The organism is Celeribacter sp. SCSIO 80788 (assembly GCF_051054295.1).
GTDB lineage: Bacteria > Pseudomonadota > Alphaproteobacteria > Rhodobacterales > Rhodobacteraceae > Celeribacter.
The window spans coordinates 2,879,988-2,895,905 of record NZ_CP150482.1 but is presented as its reverse complement, the minus strand read 5'-3'; the positions used below and the strand labels follow the sequence as shown (position 1 = coordinate 2,895,905).

General features: G+C 59.2%; 15 protein-coding genes. 8 read left to right on the top strand and 7 right to left on the bottom strand.

Annotated features, from left to right (window positions below; genetic code table 11):
• Nucleotide 1: 1 nt before the first annotated feature.
• The 3 genes from V1471_RS14600 to rph are packed head-to-tail and all read right to left on the bottom strand — an operon-like array spanning nt 2 to nt 1,715.
• The gene (locus tag V1471_RS14600) at nt 2–385 is read right to left on the bottom strand and encodes a RidA family protein (RefSeq protein WP_066703461.1); all 384 of its coding nucleotides are present in this window, start codon (nt 383–385) and stop codon (nt 2–4) included.
• On the bottom strand, nt 382–1,002 hold the full coding sequence (gene rdgB / locus V1471_RS14595; RefSeq protein ID WP_081423777.1) for an RdgB/HAM1 family non-canonical purine NTP pyrophosphatase: 621 nt from the start codon (nt 1,000–1,002) through the stop codon (nt 382–384). The genes V1471_RS14600 and rdgB overlap by 4 nt, the downstream gene beginning before the upstream one ends.
• On the bottom strand, nt 1,002–1,715 hold the full coding sequence (gene rph, locus V1471_RS14590; RefSeq protein ID WP_066703455.1) for a ribonuclease PH: 714 nt from the start codon (nt 1,713–1,715) through the stop codon (nt 1,002–1,004). The genes rdgB and rph overlap by 1 nt, the downstream gene beginning before the upstream one ends.
• Before the next feature lie 121 nt (nt 1,716–1,836).
• Between rph and hrcA the strand changes: the two genes are divergently transcribed.
• Entirely contained in the window at nt 1,837–2,901 is a 1,065-nt protein-coding gene (gene hrcA / locus V1471_RS14585; RefSeq protein WP_434289745.1) for a heat-inducible transcriptional repressor HrcA, read from the top strand.
• Between the two features lie 11 nt (nt 2,902–2,912).
• The gene (locus V1471_RS14580) at nt 2,913–3,488 is read left to right on the top strand and encodes a nucleotide exchange factor GrpE (protein ID WP_434289744.1); all 576 of its coding nucleotides are present in this window, start codon (nt 2,913–2,915) and stop codon (nt 3,486–3,488) included.
• Nucleotides 3,489–3,556: 68 nt separating this feature from the next.
• On the opposite strand, the gene mutS is transcribed toward V1471_RS14580, so the two are convergent.
• The gene (mutS, locus tag V1471_RS14575) at nt 3,557–6,178 is read right to left on the bottom strand and encodes a DNA mismatch repair protein MutS (RefSeq protein WP_434290950.1); all 2,622 of its coding nucleotides are present in this window, start codon (nt 6,176–6,178) and stop codon (nt 3,557–3,559) included.
• A gap of 165 nt (nt 6,179–6,343) precedes the next feature.
• Between mutS and V1471_RS14570 the strand changes: the two genes are divergently transcribed.
• The 3 genes from V1471_RS14570 (at nt 6,344) to V1471_RS14560 (ending at nt 10,256) form a co-directional block, all read left to right on the top strand.
• On the top strand, nt 6,344–8,608 hold the full coding sequence (locus V1471_RS14570) for an NADP-dependent malic enzyme (RefSeq protein ID WP_434289743.1): 2,265 nt from the start codon (nt 6,344–6,346) through the stop codon (nt 8,606–8,608).
• Nucleotides 8,609–8,635: 27 nt separating this feature from the next.
• Nucleotides 8,636–9,511, top strand: coding sequence for a ribokinase (locus V1471_RS14565; RefSeq protein ID WP_434289742.1), 876 nt, complete (start codon nt 8,636–8,638; stop codon nt 9,509–9,511).
• 190 nt (nt 9,512–9,701) lie between these two features.
• Entirely contained in the window at nt 9,702–10,256 is a 555-nt protein-coding gene (locus V1471_RS14560; RefSeq protein ID WP_434289741.1) for an ester cyclase, read from the top strand.
• Between the two features lie 123 nt (nt 10,257–10,379).
• Here V1471_RS14560 and V1471_RS14555 read toward each other — a convergent pair whose 3' ends face one another.
• Nucleotides 10,380–11,603, bottom strand: coding sequence for an argininosuccinate synthase (locus V1471_RS14555; protein ID WP_434289740.1), 1,224 nt, complete (start codon nt 11,601–11,603; stop codon nt 10,380–10,382).
• A 136-nt stretch (nt 11,604–11,739) separates the two neighbouring features.
• Here V1471_RS14555 and V1471_RS14550 point away from each other — a divergent pair, with 136 nt between their 5' ends.
• Nucleotides 11,740–12,492 (top strand): hypothetical protein, encoded by a 753-nt coding sequence (locus V1471_RS14550; RefSeq protein ID WP_434289739.1) that lies wholly within the window; start codon nt 11,740–11,742, stop codon nt 12,490–12,492.
• Nucleotides 12,485–13,735 (top strand): threonine ammonia-lyase IlvA, encoded by a 1,251-nt coding sequence (gene ilvA / locus V1471_RS14545; RefSeq protein ID WP_434289738.1) that lies wholly within the window; start codon nt 12,485–12,487, stop codon nt 13,733–13,735. The genes V1471_RS14550 and ilvA overlap by 8 nt, the downstream gene beginning before the upstream one ends.
• An 8-nt stretch (nt 13,736–13,743) precedes the next feature.
• Here ilvA and V1471_RS14540 read toward each other — a convergent pair whose 3' ends face one another.
• The gene (locus V1471_RS14540; protein WP_434289737.1) at nt 13,744–14,064 is read right to left on the bottom strand and encodes an Hpt domain-containing protein; all 321 of its coding nucleotides are present in this window, start codon (nt 14,062–14,064) and stop codon (nt 13,744–13,746) included.
• A 208-nt stretch (nt 14,065–14,272) separates the two neighbouring features.
• Here V1471_RS14540 and V1471_RS14535 point away from each other — a divergent pair, with 208 nt between their 5' ends.
• Nucleotides 14,273–15,496: a PP2C family protein-serine/threonine phosphatase gene (locus V1471_RS14535; protein ID WP_434289736.1), complete on the top strand. Its 1,224-nt coding sequence runs from the start codon at nt 14,273–14,275 to the stop codon at nt 15,494–15,496.
• On the opposite strand, the gene V1471_RS14530 is transcribed toward V1471_RS14535, so the two are convergent.
• Complete coding sequence (locus V1471_RS14530; RefSeq protein WP_434289735.1) at nt 15,481–15,912, bottom strand: NUDIX hydrolase; 432 nt, start codon at nt 15,910–15,912, stop codon at nt 15,481–15,483. The genes V1471_RS14535 and V1471_RS14530 overlap by 16 nt on opposite strands.
• Nucleotides 15,913–15,918 lie beyond the last annotated feature (6 nt).

The window sequence follows — 15,918 nt, the reverse complement described above, 5'->3', positions numbered from 1 at the left end:
ATCAGCCCTTGAACGCCGTGATTTCGATTTCGATCTTCATCTCGGGTTTGATGAGATCGGCGACGACCATGGTGGCCGCGGGGCGAATATCGGCAAGAAACTCGCCAAGCGCGGGGACAACTTCGTCCACCAGCGCGGCATCGGTGATGGTGTATTGCACACGCACCGCATCCTTGAGCGAAAAGCCTTCGCCTTCCAGAACGCCGGAAATGGTTTTGAAACAGTTGCGCGCCTGATCGGCGATGCTTTCCGGCATGGTCATCGTGGCGTAATCGTAGCCGGTGGTGCCGGAGACGAAACACCAGTCGCCTTGCACGACGGCGCGGGAATAGCCCATGACTTTCTCGAAATCAGAGCCGGAGGAGATCAGTTTGCGGGTGCTCATGTGTTGAGATCCTTGAAGGGTCCGGAGACCAGTTTGTGAAACGCGTCGGCGCGGTGGCTCATCGCCTGTTTCCGCGCATGATCCATTTCCCCGAAAGTTTCCGTTTCCCCATCGGGCAGGAACATCGGGTCGTAGCCAAAGCCATGCGGTCCGCGGGCGGGCCAGACAATCCTGCCTTCGACGGTGCCCTCGAAAATCTCGTCATGGCCATCGGGCCAGGCGAGACAGAGAGTGCAACAAAACCTCGCGGTGCGGGGTTCGGCTGCATTCGTCTCTTCGAGACGGTCCCAGACCTTTTGCATCGCCATGGCGAAATCGCGGCCATTGGGGGTTTCGGCCCAGTCCGCAGAATACACGCCGGGCGCGCCATCGAGACCGTCGACCGCAAGGCCGCTGTCATCGGACAGGGCAGGGAGACCGCTGGATTTGGCGGCAAAATGCGCCTTGATCCGGGCGTTCCCGGCAAATGTGTCCTCGGTCTCTTCCGGCTCTTCAAAGCCCAACTCACCGGCGGAAATCACCTCGATCCCGAACGGCTCCATAAGCTCCGCGATCTCGCGAAGCTTGCCTTTGTTGTGCGAAGCGAGGACGAGCTTGTCGCCATCGAACGCGCGCATTACGCCACCGCCGCGTTTTGCGCCGCAACCAGTTCCGCCACGCCTTTTTCGGCGAGATCCAGCAATTCGTTCATCTGCGCGCGGGAATAGGTGGCCCCTTCGGCGCTCATCTGGGTTTCGATCAGCTGACCGTTGGCCATCATGATGAAATTGCCATCGACGCCGGCTTCGGAATCCTCGGGATAATCGAGGTCCAGCACCGGCTGTCCGGCGTAGATGCCGCAGGACACGGCGGCCACATTGGAAATCAGCGGATCGGTGACGATGTCGCCCGCTTTGATCAGCTTGTTGATGGCAAGACGCAGCGCAACCCAACCGCCGGTGATCGAGGCACAACGCGTGCCGCCATCGGCCTGAATGACGTCGCAGTCGATGGTGATCTGACGCTCACCCAGAGCCACGCGATCCACACCCGCACGAAGGGCGCGTCCGATCAGGCGTTGGATTTCAACGGTCCGCCCGCCTTGTTTGCCCTGAGTGGCCTCGCGACGCATCCGCGACGAGGTCGAGCGCGGCAACATGCCGTATTCTGCGGTGACCCAACCCTGACCGGAATTGCGCATGAACGGCGGCACGCGCTCCTCGATCGTCGCGGTACAAAGCACATGGGTGTCGCCGCAGCGGATCAGGCACGATCCTTCGGCATGTTTTGTCACACCGGTCTCGATTGAAATCGGCCGCATCTCGTCTAAATTTCTACCCGAGGGTCGCATGATCGTTCCTTCCGCATCTGTTGTGGCAGACATAGCGAAGAGGGGCTCGGAGGCGCAAGCCTCATTGACCCTCCGCCCGGATGTCTTTTAATTGCAGAAGGCCTCGCAAGACGCAGGAAAAATGACCGAACGTGCCAATCTGATTGCCGAAATGAACAACCGCTCGCGGGAGGTGTTTCGGCGTGTGGTCGAGGGCTATCTCGACAGCGGCGGCCCTGTCGGCTCACGCACGCTCACGCGGAGCATGAGCGAAAAGGTTTCCGCCGCGACGATCCGCAACGTGATGCAGGATCTCGAATATCTCGGCCTTTTGGACAGTCCGCATGTCTCCGCCGGTCGGGTTCCGACCCAGCTCGGGCTGCGGCTTTTCGTCGATGGGCTTTTGGAAGTCGGCACGGTCACCGACGATGTGCGCGCCAAGATGGAGCACACCGTGCGCAATGAGGCCAGCGATGTGGGCGGAATGCTCGACCGCGTCGGCTCCGCGCTTTCGGGGCTGACGCAGGGGGCAAGCCTCGTTCTGGCACCGAAACACGAAGCCCCCGTGAAACATGTGGAATTCGTGAGTCTCGCGCCGGATCGAGCGTTGGTCATCCTGGTTTTCGCCGACGGGCAGGTGGAGAACCGTGTTTTCACGCCGCCCGTGGGGCAAACACCCTCGTCGCTCCGAGAGGCTGCGAATTTCCTCAATGCGCTGGCGGAGGGCAAGACCCTGTCCGAATTGCGCACCGTCGTCGAACGCGAAATCAAACTGCGCCGTCAGGAACTCGACAGCCTTGCCGCCGAACTGATCGAAAGCGGAACGGCGTTCTGGGAAGGCGAGGGCTCGTCTTACGAACGTCTGATCGTGCGTGGCCGCGCGAATCTTTTGGGCGACAGTGCGGAGGCGGAGGAGCTCGACCGGATCAGAACCCTGTTCGACGATCTGGAGAAAAAGCGCGACATCGCCGAATTCCTCGAATTGACCGAGGACGGCGAGGGCGTACGTATTTTCATTGGCTCTGAAAACAAACTTTTCTCTCTTTCGGGTTCCTCTTTGGTGGTTTCTCCATATATGAACGCTGAACGAAAAATTATCGGTGCCGTGGGTGTCATCGGACCGACTCGCCTGAACTATGGGCGGATCGTCCCGATCGTCGATTACACGGCCCAGCTTGTGGGGCGGATTTTGTCCGGCAAGGCGTGAAAAGGTGGAACATGACGGATCCGAAAAAAGACATGTCTGAAGAGATCGAAACCGAGATCGACGAAATCATCGACATTACGTCCGAGGAGGCCCTCGAAGGCCCGAATGACGATGATTTTATGGCGGAGCTTGATGCGCTGCGTGCCGAGCGCGACGAGTTCAAGGACCGCTTCATGCGGGCGGTGGCCGATGCGGAAAACTCCCGCAAGCGCGCGGATCGCGATCGTCGCGAGGCGGAAAACTACGGCGGATCGAAACTGGCGCGCGATATGCTGCCGGTGTTCGACAACATGAAACGTGCCGTCGACACGATCACCGAGGAACAGCGCGCGGAACAGGCTGCGCTGATCGAAGGCATCGAGCTGACCATGCGCGAGCTGCTGAACGTCTTCGGCAAGCACGGCATTCAGATCATTTCTCCGGAAGTTGGCGAAAAATTCGACCCGAACCAGCACGAAGCCATGTTCGAGGCGCCGGTTCCGGGCACCAAGGCGGGCGACATCATTCAGGTGATGAACGTCGGCTTCATGATCCACGACCGTCTGCTGCGCCCGGCGCAGGTTGGCGTGTCCTCGACGCCCGCGTAAAGATTAAGGTCTGAGAACTCAGAGACCAGCAATAGAAAAGCCCCCGAAATCCGGGGGCTTTTTTGTCCTCAGCCCAGTTTCGATTTCAGATCGTAAAGCACCTGCAAGGCCTCTCGGGGACTCAACTCATCCGGCAAAATCTCTGCCAGAGCCTTTTCAACGGCGCTTTCCTTGACCGTGGCCGGAGGTGGTGCGGCGGGTATGGCGGCGAAAAGCGGTAGATCGTCGATGATCGCCTTCGGATTGGCGGCATTCTCCGCCTGACCCTTTTCCAGAGCCTCCAAAACAGATTTGGCCCGTTCCACGACAGCATCGGGCAGGCCCGCAAGCCGCGCCACCTGAACCCCATAGGACCGGTCCGCTTTGCCCTTGATCACCTCATGGAGGAAAATCACCTCTCCCTCCCATTCCTTCACCGCCACGGTGGCATTGTCCGCCCCCGGCAACTTGTCGGAAAGCGACGTCATCTCATGATAATGCGTCGCAAACAGCGCCCGGCATTTGTTCACATCGTGCAGATGTTCCAGTGTCGCCCAGGCAATCGACAGCCCGTCATAGGTCGCCGTGCCGCGCCCGATCTCATCTAGGATCACCAAGGCCCGGTCATCCGCCTGATTGAGGATTGCGGCGGTTTCGACCATCTCGACCATGAAGGTCGAGCGCCCGCGCGCCAGATCGTCGGAGGCGCCCACGCGAGAGAAAAGCTGTGACACGATGCCAATATGCGCTCGCTCCGCCGGAACATAGGACCCGGCCTGCGCGATGAGCGCGATCAGCGCGTTTTGGCGCAGAAAGGTCGATTTACCCGCCATGTTCGGCCCGGTCAAAAGCCAGATCGCCGCCCCGTCACGCCCGTCCGACAGGGCGCAGTCATTGGCGACGAATTTCTCGCCGCCGTGTTTTCGAAGCGCGCGTTCCACCACCGGGTGACGCCCGCCTTTAATCTCGAATTCTCGACCCAAATCCACCGCAGGACGGGTCCAACCCTCGCTTTGCGCCAGATCGGCCAGCGATGTGATCAGGTCCAGTTCCGCAAGCGCCCCGGAGGCATCGTTGATCGCCGGCGCACGTTCCAGAATGGCCATGCGCAGCACTTCGAACAGCCGCTTTTCGATCTCGAGCGCGCGTCCGCCCGCATTGTGGATCTTGGTCTCAAGCTCGGACAGTTCGAGCGTCGTGAACCGAACCTGATTGGCCGTGGTTTGGCGGTGGATAAAGGTCTCCGACAGCGGTGCCGACAACATTTTTTCCGCATGGGTCGAGGTGGTCTCGATGAAATAGCCCAGCACATTGTTGTGCTTGACCTTGAGCGACTGCACGCCGGTCATCTCGGCATATTTCCTCTGCAAGGAGGCAATCACGCCGCGCCCTTCATCGCGCAGCGTGCGACATTCGTCGAGCTCCTCGTCGTAACCCGGCGCGATGAACCCGCCATCGCGGGCCAAAAGCGGCGGCTCGGCGACAAGAGACACGTCCAGCAGGTCGATCAGCTCGGCATGGTCGGTCAAAAATGCCATTTTCTGCTGGATTAGGGTCGAAATCGGCGCATCGACAAGAATGTCGCGAATGCTTTCGGCCTGAGCAAGACCGTTGCGAATGGCCGCCAGATCGCGGGGGCCTCCCCGGTCGAGCCCAAGCCGGGACAAGGACCGTTCCATATCCGGCACTTTGCGCAGCGCTTCACGCAGCGCCTGAGCTGTCCGGTTGTTTTCAATCGCAAAGGTAATCGCATCGAGACGGTCGGCGATCACCGCGACATCCCGCGAGGGGCTGGCAAGGCGGCGTTCCAAAAGGCGGCCACCCGCCGCGGTCACGGTGCGGTCCATGGTGGCAATCAGCGAGCCTTCGCGCGACCCGGACAGGGAGTGCGAAATCTCAAGGTTGCGCCGTGTCGAAGCGTCGATCTGCATCGCACCGCGCAGGCTCTCCCGCACCGGTCGCCGCACCAGCGGCAGTTTGCCTTTCTGAGTGATGTCGAGATAGTCGACGATTGCCCCCATGGCGGAAATTTCGGGCAGGGAGAACTGCCCGAACGCGTCCATCGAAGACACTTTGAAAAGCTCCGTCAGGCGCGTCTGGGCCGAAGTGCTGTCAAAAGACGCGCGCGACAGATCGGTCATCCGATCGTGAAAATCAGGCACGAATTCGGCCCAATTTGCCTCATGCGCCTCGGAAACCACGATCTCCGACGGGTTCAGCCGCGCCAGTTCCGGGCCAAGACCGACCAGCGGGCAGGGCATGACATGAAAGGCACCCGTCGAAATATCGACCCAAGCGAGCGCACCCTCTTCGCGGATTTCCGCATAGGCCGCGAGATAGTTGTGCCGCCGCGCATCCAAAAGGCTGTCCTCGGTCAGGGTGCCCGGCGTCACCAATCGCACCACATCGCGTTTAACCACAGATTTGGAGCCGCGCTTTTTCGCCTCCGCCGGGTCTTCGAGCTGTTCGCAGACCGCGACTTTGAATCCTTTGCGAATGAGGTTCAGCAAATAGGTTTCCGCCGCATGCACCGGCACGCCGCACATCGGGATGTCGTCACCGGCATGTTTGCCGCGTTTCGTCAGCGCAATGTCGAGCGCCTCGGAGGCCGCAATCGCATCGTCAAAGAACATCTCGTAGAAATCGCCCATGCGATAAAACAGCAGCGCGTCACGATGCCGCGATTTGATTTCGAGATATTGCGCCATCATGGGCGTGGCGGGAGGTTCTGAGGACACTGTCGGCTTCCGATTTTGATTTCGGACCAACTTATCGCCCCGATGGGGGAGGTAAAGGCCCTGATCGCGTTCTTTTTGTTGAGCATCCCACGGGGTCTCGGTAAGTAGGACCGACTGACGACGAGGAGGCACGCGCGCATGTCCAAGACCAAACAGACCCGAGAAGAGGCGCTGGCGTTCCATATGGAACCGCGCCCCGGCAAATTCGACATCACGCCCAGCGTGCCCATGTCGACTCAGCGCGATCTGTCGCTGGCCTATTCTCCGGGTGTGGCCGTGCCTTGCGAGGAAATCGCGCAATCGCCGGAAACCGCCTACGACTATACGAACAAGGGCAACCTCGTCGCGGTGATCTCCAACGGCACCGCCGTTCTGGGGCTTGGAAATCTCGGCGCGCTGGCGTCCAAACCGGTGATGGAAGGCAAGGCGGTTCTGTTCAAACGTTTTGCCGATGTGAACTCCATCGACATCGAGCTGGACACCACCGATCCGGAGGAAATCATCCGCGCCGTGCGTCTCATGGGGCCGACCTTCGGCGGTATCAACCTTGAGGACATCAAGGCGCCGGAGTGTTTCATCATCGAGCAGACGCTGAAGGAACAGATGGACATTCCGGTGTTCCACGACGACCAGCACGGCACCGCCGTGATCTGTGCCGCCGGTCTGATCAACGCGCTCTACATCTCCGGTAAAAAGATCGAAGACTGCAAAATCGTTCTGAACGGCGCCGGGGCCGCCGGGATCGCCTGTCTCGAACTCATCAAGGCGATGGGCGCACAGCATGACAACTGCATCATGTGCGACACCAAGGGTGTGATTTACCAAGGCCGCACCGAGGGCATGAACCAGTGGAAATCGGCCCATGCCGCCGTCACCGATGCCCGGACTTTGGCCGAGGCGATGGAGGGGGCGGATGTCTTCCTTGGGGTCTCCGCAAAAGGGGCCGTGACGCAGGATATGGTCAAATCCATGGCCCCGAATGCCGTGATCTTCGCCATGGCCAACCCCGATCCGGAGATCACCCCCGAAGACGCCCATGCCGTGCGCGATGACGTGATTGTCGCCACCGGGCGCTCGGATTACCCGAACCAGGTCAACAACGTTCTGGGCTTCCCCTACCTGTTCCGGGGCGCGCTCGACATCCATGCCCGCGCCATCAACGACGACATGAAAATCGCCTGTGCTCAGGCGCTTGCGGCGCTGGCCCGCGAAGATGTGCCGGACGAGGTGGCCCTGGCCTACGGTCAGAAACTGTCCTTCGGTCGCGATTACATCATCCCGACCCCCTTCGATCCGCGTCTGATCTACACCATTCCGCCCGCCGTCGCGCAGGCCGGGATGGACACCGGCGTGGCCCGCCGTCCGATCATCGACATGGAAGGCTATGCGCAGGACCTTCAGGCCCGCATGGACCCGACCGCGCATCTTCTGCAACGCCTCTACGCCCGCGCGCGTCAGGAACAGGCGACGATGATCTTCGCCGAGGGCGACGATCCCCGCGTGTTGCGCGCCGCCGTGGCCTATCACCGGGGCGGGTTCGGGCGCGCACTTGTCGTGGGCCGGACCGACGAAGTCCGCAAGAAACTTCAGGAAGAAGGTCTTGGCGAGGCGATGTCCGAGATCGAAATCGTCAACGCCGCCAACACGCGCCATCTACAGGAATACAAGGATTTCCTCTACAAACGCCTGCAACGCCGCGGTTTTGACCAGAAGGACATCCACCGTCTTGCCGGTCGCGACCGCCATGCTTTCTCCGCGCTGATGCTGGCCCATGGTCATGCCGACGGTCTTGTGACCGGCGCGACCCGCAAATCCGCCCATGTGCTCGACCGGATCAATTCCGTGTTCGACGCCACCGCCAAGGATGGCGCAGTCGGTGTGACCGCGATCCTGCACAAGGGCCGGATCATCTTCATCGCCGATACGCTCGTCCATGAATGGCCGGTCGAAGAGGATCTCGCAGACATCGCCATCGCTGCCGCCCGTGTGGCGCGCTCCATGGGGATCGAGCCGCGTGTGGCCTTCGCCTCCTTCTCGACCTTCGGTTATCCGGTGTCGGAACGCGCGCATAAAATGCATGTTGCTTCCGAAGTGCTCGACGCCCGCGGGGCCGATTTCGAATACGATGGCGAGATGACCGTCGATGTGGCGCTGAACCCGGAGGCCATGGCGGCCTATCCGTTCTGCCGTCTCTCCGGCCCGGCGAACATCCTCGTCGTGCCCGCGCGTCACTCCGCTTCCATCTCCGTCAAGCTGATGCAGGAAATGGCCGGCGCGACGGTGATCGGCCCGATCTTGACCGGCGTCGACAAACCCATTCAGATTTGTTCAACCGTTTCGACGGTAAACGACATTCTGAACATGGCTGTCCTGGCCGCCTGCAAGGTGGGTCAGACGAAGTAAGAAGGACACAGTTGGGGAGGTGTATAAATGGCGATTTTCAATCTCGGTTCGGTCAATATCGACCGCTTTTATACCCTGCCTCGCTTTCCCGGCCCCGGCGAAACGCTAAGCGCCACCGGGCACAAGATCGGATTGGGCGGCAAAGGGGCCAACCAATCCGTCGCCGCCGCGAAAGCCGGGGCGGAGGTCTATCACATCGGAGCCATCGGCAAGACCGACCCCTGGGTGCGTCAGCGGATCGAGACCTACGGTGCCAATTGCAAATTCCTGCGTGAGGTCGACGAACCCACCGGTCATGCGGTGATCTATGTCGGGCCCGATGGCGAAAACATGATCGTCATCGATCCGGGCGCAAACGTAAAACAGGACAGCGAATTCGTCATTCAGGCCATCGATCAGGCCAAGGCGGGCGATACGCTTTTGCTGCAAAACGAAACCAATCTTCAGGCCCCGGCTGCGACCTTCGCGCTCGTGAAGGGCATGCGGGTGATCTATTCCGCCGCTCCGTTCTCCGTCGAGGCGGTGCGTGGTGTGATCCCCGATGTCTCCATGGTGGTGATGAACGCGGTGGAGGCCTCGCAACTTTGTTCCGAAATGGGCATGTCCCTCGATCAGATCCCGGTGCCGCAGGTTCTTGTGACCCTCGGCGCCAAGGGGGCGATGTGGCGTTCCAACGAGACCGGTGAAATCATCGAGGTCAATTCCCCGAAAGTCACCGCCGTCGACAGCACCGGAGCCGGGGACACCTTCGTCGGTTATGTGGCGGCGGGGCTCGATTTCGGCATGCCGATCCGCACGGCCATGGAATGGGCGGTGCAGGCCGCGGCGCTCAAGGTGACACGTCCCGGAACGGCGGACGCCATCCCTTCGGCGGCCGATGTGAAGGCGGCTTTCGGGATGTAAGGGCGCAAGAGCCGTGATGTCTGACTGAGAAGGGTGCCGTTCAGGCACCCTTTTTTCATTCCTGTGAACTTAATATTAAGAACAAGTTGGAGAAAGTCATGCCATAAAGCCGCTATATCGAGGATAGTTTTTCAGACGTAGAGTGATCTCAATCGAAACGGGCGACGCCCACGACACTGGAGACACTGACATGAAATCTTATCTGACCCTCGCCGCCGCTGCCGCAACCGCCTTTGCTGGCGCCGCTTATGCCGACGACAATGCCGCGATGACCGCTGCCCTTTCCGAGCTGGCGCAATACCAGTCACAGGAAGCCACCATCGAGAAAAACCTCGACACGTTCGACACGCTCGATTTCGATGTGTTCACCAACCAGAAATGGGATCGTCTGCACGAAAGCCATTCCGATGACATCAAGGTTCACCTGCCCGACGGCACCGTGACCGAAGGCATCGACGTCCACATCGACTATCTGAAATACTTCTTCTCCTTCGCGCCGGACACGCGGATCGAAACCCACCCGATCCGTATCGGTCAGGGCGAATGGACCGGTGTTGTCGGTGTGATCGAAGGCACCTTCACCGAGCCCATGCAGCTTGCCGACGGTTCGGCGATCGAGCCGACCGGCAAAGCCTACAAACTGACGATGGCCACCGTCGGCCACTGGACCGATGCGGGTGTCATGGACGAAGAATATCTCTTCTGGGACAATGACGCGTTCTACAAACAGATTGGTTTGCGCTGATCGCCCGCATTGCGGTTTTGAAAATGAGAAAGGGCGTCCTGCGGGACGCCCTTTTGTTGTGTGCTGTGTGGTCCGTCGCATGCCCGACGGAAGTCCGACAAAAGTCCGACGTTTTGCCGACACTTATTTTAGGCGGCGATTCCGGGCCGCCAGAAGTTTCAGGCGCAGAGCGTTGAGCTGAATAAAGCCCGCTGCGTCTTTCTGGTCGTAGGCACCGGCGTCGTCTTCGAAGGTCACGTGTTTCTCGGAATAAAGCGACGCTTCCGACCAGCGACCCACGGTGTGCGCGGACCCTTTGTAGAGTTTCAGGCGCACGGTCCCGGACACATGTTCTTGCGATTTGTCGATAGCGGCCTGCAACATCTCGCGTTCAGGGGAGAACCAGAAGCCGTTGTAGATCAGTTCCGCATAGCGCGGCATCAGCATATCTTTCAGGTGGCCCGAGCCGCTGTCGAGCGTGATCTGTTCGATGCCGCGGTGCGCTTGCAGAAGAATGGTGCCGCCCGGGGTCTCGTAAATGCCGCGGGATTTCATGCCGACGAAGCGGTTTTCCACCAGATCGAGCACGCCAATGCCATGCTTGCCGCCCAATTCATTGAGCTTTGTCAACAAGGTAGCCGGAGACATCGCCTCGCCGTTGACTGCAACCGCATCGCCTTTTTCAAAGGTGATTTCGACATATTCCGGCTCGTTCGGTGCCTGTTCCACCGGCACGGTCCGTTGGAGAACGTAGTCGGGCGCTTCCTCGGCCGGGTTCTCGAGAACGCGACCCTCAGACGAGGTGTGCAGCAGGTTGGCATCGACCGAGAACGGCGCTTCGCCACGTTTGTTCTTGGCGATCGGGATCTGGTTTTTCTCAGCGAAATCAATAAGTTTCGTGCGGGACGACAGGTCCCAGATGCGCCAGGGCGCGATCACTTTGATGTCGGGGTTGAGCGCGTAGGCAGAAAGCTCGAAACGCACCTGATCGTTGCCCTTGCCGGTCGCGCCATGCGCCACGGCATCGGCCCCGGTCGCTTCGGCGATCTCGACAAGGCGTTTGGAGATCAGCGGACGCGCAATCGAGGTTCCGAGCAGGTATTCGCCTTCATAAAGCGCGTTGGCGCGGAACATCGGGAAGACGAAATCACGCACGAACTCTTCGCGCACGTCTTCGATGTAGATGTTTTCCGGTTTGATACCAAGGAGTTCCGCCTTCTTGCGCGCCGGGTCCAACTCTTCGCCCTGACCGAGATCGGCGGTGAAGGTCACGACCTCACAACCGTATTCGGTCTGAAGCCATTTCAGGATGATCGAAGTATCGAGGCCGCCGGAATAGGCGAGAACCACTTTTTTAGGCGCAGACATGGGACATTCCTTTTTCGGAGTTCGCAGGCGCGATTATCGGTTTTTTGGGGCAAGAGCAAGGATTACGCCCAAGATTGCTTTAGCTCCCCCGGTAAAAGCACTAAACCTGCGGTCATAAGTTCTGAGAAAGGTTGTCATGACGGGTTTCATTCTATTCCAAAACGCGGTTTTGCGGGTCATTCGCCATCTGGACGAAGCGCTGGCGGTGTCAGGATTGATCTGGATCGGCATCCTGATCGTCCAGATTCTCGCCTTTGGCTCCGTCGATATGGAGGGGTTGACCTCAGGCGATCCGGAAGCGGTGTCCGGCAGCGGTCTTTGGCTTATTCTTCTGTCGAATGTCGTGATGGCGGTGGGATCCTGTTGGATCGCGGTGGAGTGGCATCTTTATGCGTTGGAAGGCAAACGCCCGACTTCGGCCTTTCCCTCCTGGAGCGGATCCCGCATCTGGGGCTATCTGATCCTTTCGATCGTCATCGGCTTGCTGATCGGTCTGTCGGTTGGTGTTCTGGGCGGCGTGCTGGTTGGGCTCTTCGGGAACGTTTTGGTGCAGGCCTTGGGCGGGCTGTTTGTCGTGGTGCTGATCGCATTGCCTGCCGTGTTTGTGTTTTTTCGGGTTTCTCCGACCCTGCCCGCAGTTGCGCTGGGGCAGAAAATCTCGTTTGTGCAGGCTTGGCAGGCCACGAAACAGCATTCCGCCGTGATCTTTCAGGCTGTGATCCTGTCTATCGCGCTGTTCATTGTGATTCAGCTCATGGGATCGCTGTTCGGAGGCGGTTTGTTGGGCTTGCTTTACGAATTGCTGGCCGGGTGGTTTTTGCTGATGGTCAACGTGAGCTTGTTGTCGTCGATTTATGAACTGGCCATGCGGGGAGAACTTCATGACTGAGCCGGGTCCTTTCACCAAACGCGCGCGCGCTGCGGAAACGTTGGTCCGGCGTCTGTTCGCGCCCACGCCATGCCTGCGCAACGACCATCTTTCGAAAATCTACGATTGCGATGTCTGGCTCAAGCGCGAGGATCTGACTCCGGTGCGCTCCTACAAGCTGCGCGGGGCATGGAATGCGATGATGAAAGCGCGGGACAAAGACCCCAACATTGGGCTTTTCGTCTGCGCCTCTGCGGGGAACCATGCGCAGGGCGTGGCTTTTGCCTGTCGGCAATTCGGGGTCAGAGGGGTGATCTTCATGCCGGTCACGACGCCGCAGCAGAAGATCGACAAGACCAAGGTTTTCGGCGGTGAGAATATCGAGATCCGTCTGATCGGCGACTATTTCGACAACACGCTTGAAGCAGCGCAGAGCTATTGCGCCGAGCAGGGTGGGTATTTTCTTGCACCTTTCGACGACATGGATGTGATCGAGGGGCAGGCGACCGTGGCTGTCGAATTCATATCCCAGATGGTGCCGGATGTGGTGGTTCTGCCTGTGGGCGGCGGCGGGCTTTCGGCCGGAGTGCTGTCCTACCTGCGGGAGGTGGCACCTTCCGCCGAGGTTTATTTTGTCGAGCCGATGGGCGGGCGCTCGCTTGATGCTGCGGTTGCGGCTGGTGAACCGGTGACCCTGAGCGATGTCGACAGTTTCGTCGATGGCGCTGCCGTGGCGCGGATTGGAATGCTGCCGTTTGAAATTTTGAAGGACATTCCTCGCGATCACATTCTCGCCTGCCCAGAGGATCGTATCTGTTCGACCATGCTCGACATGCTGAATGTCGAGGGAATCGTTTTGGAACCCGCAGGTGCCTTGTCGATCGACGCACTTCAGGACATCCGCGATGCGGTACACGGCAAACGCGTGCTGTGTGTGACATCCGGCGGCAATTTCGATTTTGAACGCCTGCCGGAGGTCAAGGAACGGGCACAGCGGTTCCGGGAACTCAAGAAATACTTCATCCTGCGCATGCCGCAGCGCCCCGGTGCCTTGCGCGATTTTCTAGATATGCTGGGGCCGAACGATGACATTGCTCGCTTCGAATATCTGAAAAAATCCGCGCGAAATTTCGGGTCGGTCCTGATCGGGATCGAAACCGACGATCCGGCGAATTTTGCACATTTGTTCGAGAAAATGAACGGAGCGGGGCTGGTCTATCGCGACATCACCAATGACCGGGATCTTGCGGAATTCGTGCTATAGACAGCGACTCAGGCGACGGCCCTGCTGACAAATTCGGAGCGCGATCGAGCGTAACTTTCGAAGATTTCAACCATATTGATGATCTCGGAGCGCCCCTCGCGCGCCGCCCTTTCGCCGTCCCGGCACAGCGCGGAGAAGGCGGCGAATCCGAGGTTGAGCGAACTGCCTTTGAGAAAATGGAGATCTTGCTCAAGGGATGCTGTGTCGGGCATGGATTGCATGCGCGCGATGGCTTCGTCGACCTCTTCGAGAAACAGGTCCACGACCTCACGAAAATCCTCTGCACCTACTTCGTCCCGCAATTCCGCAACCCGGTTCCAGTCAATCATGGCAGCCTCCTGTCTGTGGTCGATAAGAGGGCAATAAGGTTACGCAAATGTAAGCGAGAGCCTGATTTTCCTGAAAATTTTAGATTTAAGGCGACATTAAATCGACTGGGTCAGGATGAGTGGAACACGTCACAGGTCGGGATACTTCGTTTTGCTCATCGCTCAGGAAAATAACACATATTTGCAGGCCGTGCCTGAACGCGGGGTTGTGAACAACGTTCTGGTCGTGGACGATTCGCGGGCGCAACGGCGTATCCTGTCCTCTTATCTCGGGCGCTGGGGGTATGCGGTGTTCGAGGCGGCTTCGGGTGAGGAGGCGATAGCGATCTGTCGGCGTGAGCCGATTGATCTCGTGGTCTCCGATTGGATGATGCCGGGGATGAACGGTCTGGAGTTTTGTCAGGCTTTTCGGCAACTCGACCGCGCGCATTATGGCTATTTCATTCTGTTGACCTCGAAATCCGACAAGGCGGAGGTGGCCCAGGGACTCGATGTTGGCGCGGATGATTTCCTGACCAAACCCGTGGCCGGAGATGAGCTTTTGGCGCGGATTCGTGCCGGAGAGCGCATCTTGCGGATGGAGCGGGAGCTGACGGAAAAGAACCGTCTGGTCAGCTCTACGCTGACGGAAATCTCGGCGCTCTACGACTCGCTCGACCGCGATCTGGTCGAGGCCCGGAAGATGCAACAGTCGCTCGTACGCGAGCGTTTCCACGATTTCCAGACGGCGCAGGTGTCATTGCTGCTGCGCCCCTGCGGGCATGTCGGTGGCGATCTCGTCGGTTTCTTTCCGATCAACGAGCGTCAGTTCGGCATTTTTGCACTCGACGTGTCGGGACATGGCATCGCCTCTGCGTTGATGACCGCGCGGCTTGCGGCCTATCTTACGGGCTCCACGCCGGAACAGAACCTTGCGATCCGCAGCGATCCGCAAGGCGGTTTCTACCCTGCCAACCCATCAGAGGTGGCGGCGACTCTCAACCGGCTGATGCTCGAAGAGATGGAAACAGATCTCTATTTCACGATGATTCTGGGGCATTTCGATCGGATGAGCGGAGAGTTCGTCATGGCGCAATGCGGTCATCCGAACCCGGTATTTCAATCGAAAGACGGGACCGTGAGCTTTTTTGGGGATGGGGGCATGCCGGTCGGCCTGATCCCGAATGCACCATATGAAGATGTGCGTCTGACCCTCGGGCCGGGTGAGCGCATCCTTATTTTCTCCGATGGGGTCACGGAGTGTCCCGATGGCGGGGAGGGAATGCTTGGGGAAGAGGGGCTTGCGGAGATGTGCCGCAAAGTGGCCAAGGAGTCTGGAAACGCCTTTTTCGATACTTTTCTGTGGGATCTCAACGATTACAACAAGGACAAGGATTTCCCGGACGATATCTCGGCCATTTTGCTGGAGTATTCCGCTCAGAATACGCGTTGAAGAAAGGCTCTGTCGCCGGGATTGCCAAGGCCGATCATCCCCTGTTCCGGACTTACCCAATGCACCGAATGGTCTTCTTCGGGCGGCTCGGCGAGTTTTCGAACCGGATGTGCCCGATAAATGTGACAAATTTTTTCGGCCCAGAGATCGTATTCTGGCATGAAGACAAACCGTCGGAAGGCGCCGAGAAAGCGAGGTTTTGCAATCCGCCAACCGGTTTCTTCGAAGACTTCGCGGTGCAGAGCGGTCACCGGGCTTTCGCCCGGGTCGATGCCACCGCCGGGCAGTTGAAATTCATTGTGGATGCCCGCCTGATAGGTCAAAAGCAGCCGTCCGCCTCTAGGCAAGATGGCATAGGCCCCGGGGCGTGCACGGTAAGATTGCCCCTCAAGTTTGGGTTTCCCGTATCGCCGCATATCTGC

Coding starts and splice junctions, on each gene's coding strand:
- V1471_RS14600 (WP_066703461.1), bottom strand. CDS start 385: ATGAGCACCCGCAAACTGATCTCCTCCGGCTCTGATTTCGAGAAAGTC.
- rdgB (WP_081423777.1), bottom strand. CDS start 1,002: ATGCGCGCGTTCGATGGCGACAAGCTCGTCCTCGCTTCGCACAACAAA.
- rph (WP_066703455.1), bottom strand. CDS start 1,715: ATGCGACCCTCGGGTAGAAATTTAGACGAGATGCGGCCGATTTCAATC.
- hrcA (WP_434289745.1), top strand. CDS start 1,837: ATGACCGAACGTGCCAATCTGATTGCCGAAATGAACAACCGCTCGCGG.
- V1471_RS14580 (WP_434289744.1), top strand. CDS start 2,913: ATGACGGATCCGAAAAAAGACATGTCTGAAGAGATCGAAACCGAGATC.
- mutS (WP_434290950.1), bottom strand. CDS start 6,178: ATGATGGCGCAATATCTCGAAATCAAATCGCGGCATCGTGACGCGCTG.
- V1471_RS14570 (WP_434289743.1), top strand. CDS start 6,344: ATGTCCAAGACCAAACAGACCCGAGAAGAGGCGCTGGCGTTCCATATG.
- V1471_RS14565 (WP_434289742.1), top strand. CDS start 8,636: ATGGCGATTTTCAATCTCGGTTCGGTCAATATCGACCGCTTTTATACC.
- V1471_RS14560 (WP_434289741.1), top strand. CDS start 9,702: ATGAAATCTTATCTGACCCTCGCCGCCGCTGCCGCAACCGCCTTTGCT.
- V1471_RS14555 (WP_434289740.1), bottom strand. CDS start 11,603: ATGTCTGCGCCTAAAAAAGTGGTTCTCGCCTATTCCGGCGGCCTCGAT.
- V1471_RS14550 (WP_434289739.1), top strand. CDS start 11,740: ATGACGGGTTTCATTCTATTCCAAAACGCGGTTTTGCGGGTCATTCGC.
- ilvA (WP_434289738.1), top strand. CDS start 12,485: ATGACTGAGCCGGGTCCTTTCACCAAACGCGCGCGCGCTGCGGAAACG.
- V1471_RS14540 (WP_434289737.1), bottom strand. CDS start 14,064: ATGATTGACTGGAACCGGGTTGCGGAATTGCGGGACGAAGTAGGTGCA.
- V1471_RS14530 (WP_434289735.1), bottom strand. CDS start 15,912: ATGCGGCGATACGGGAAACCCAAACTTGAGGGGCAATCTTACCGTGCA.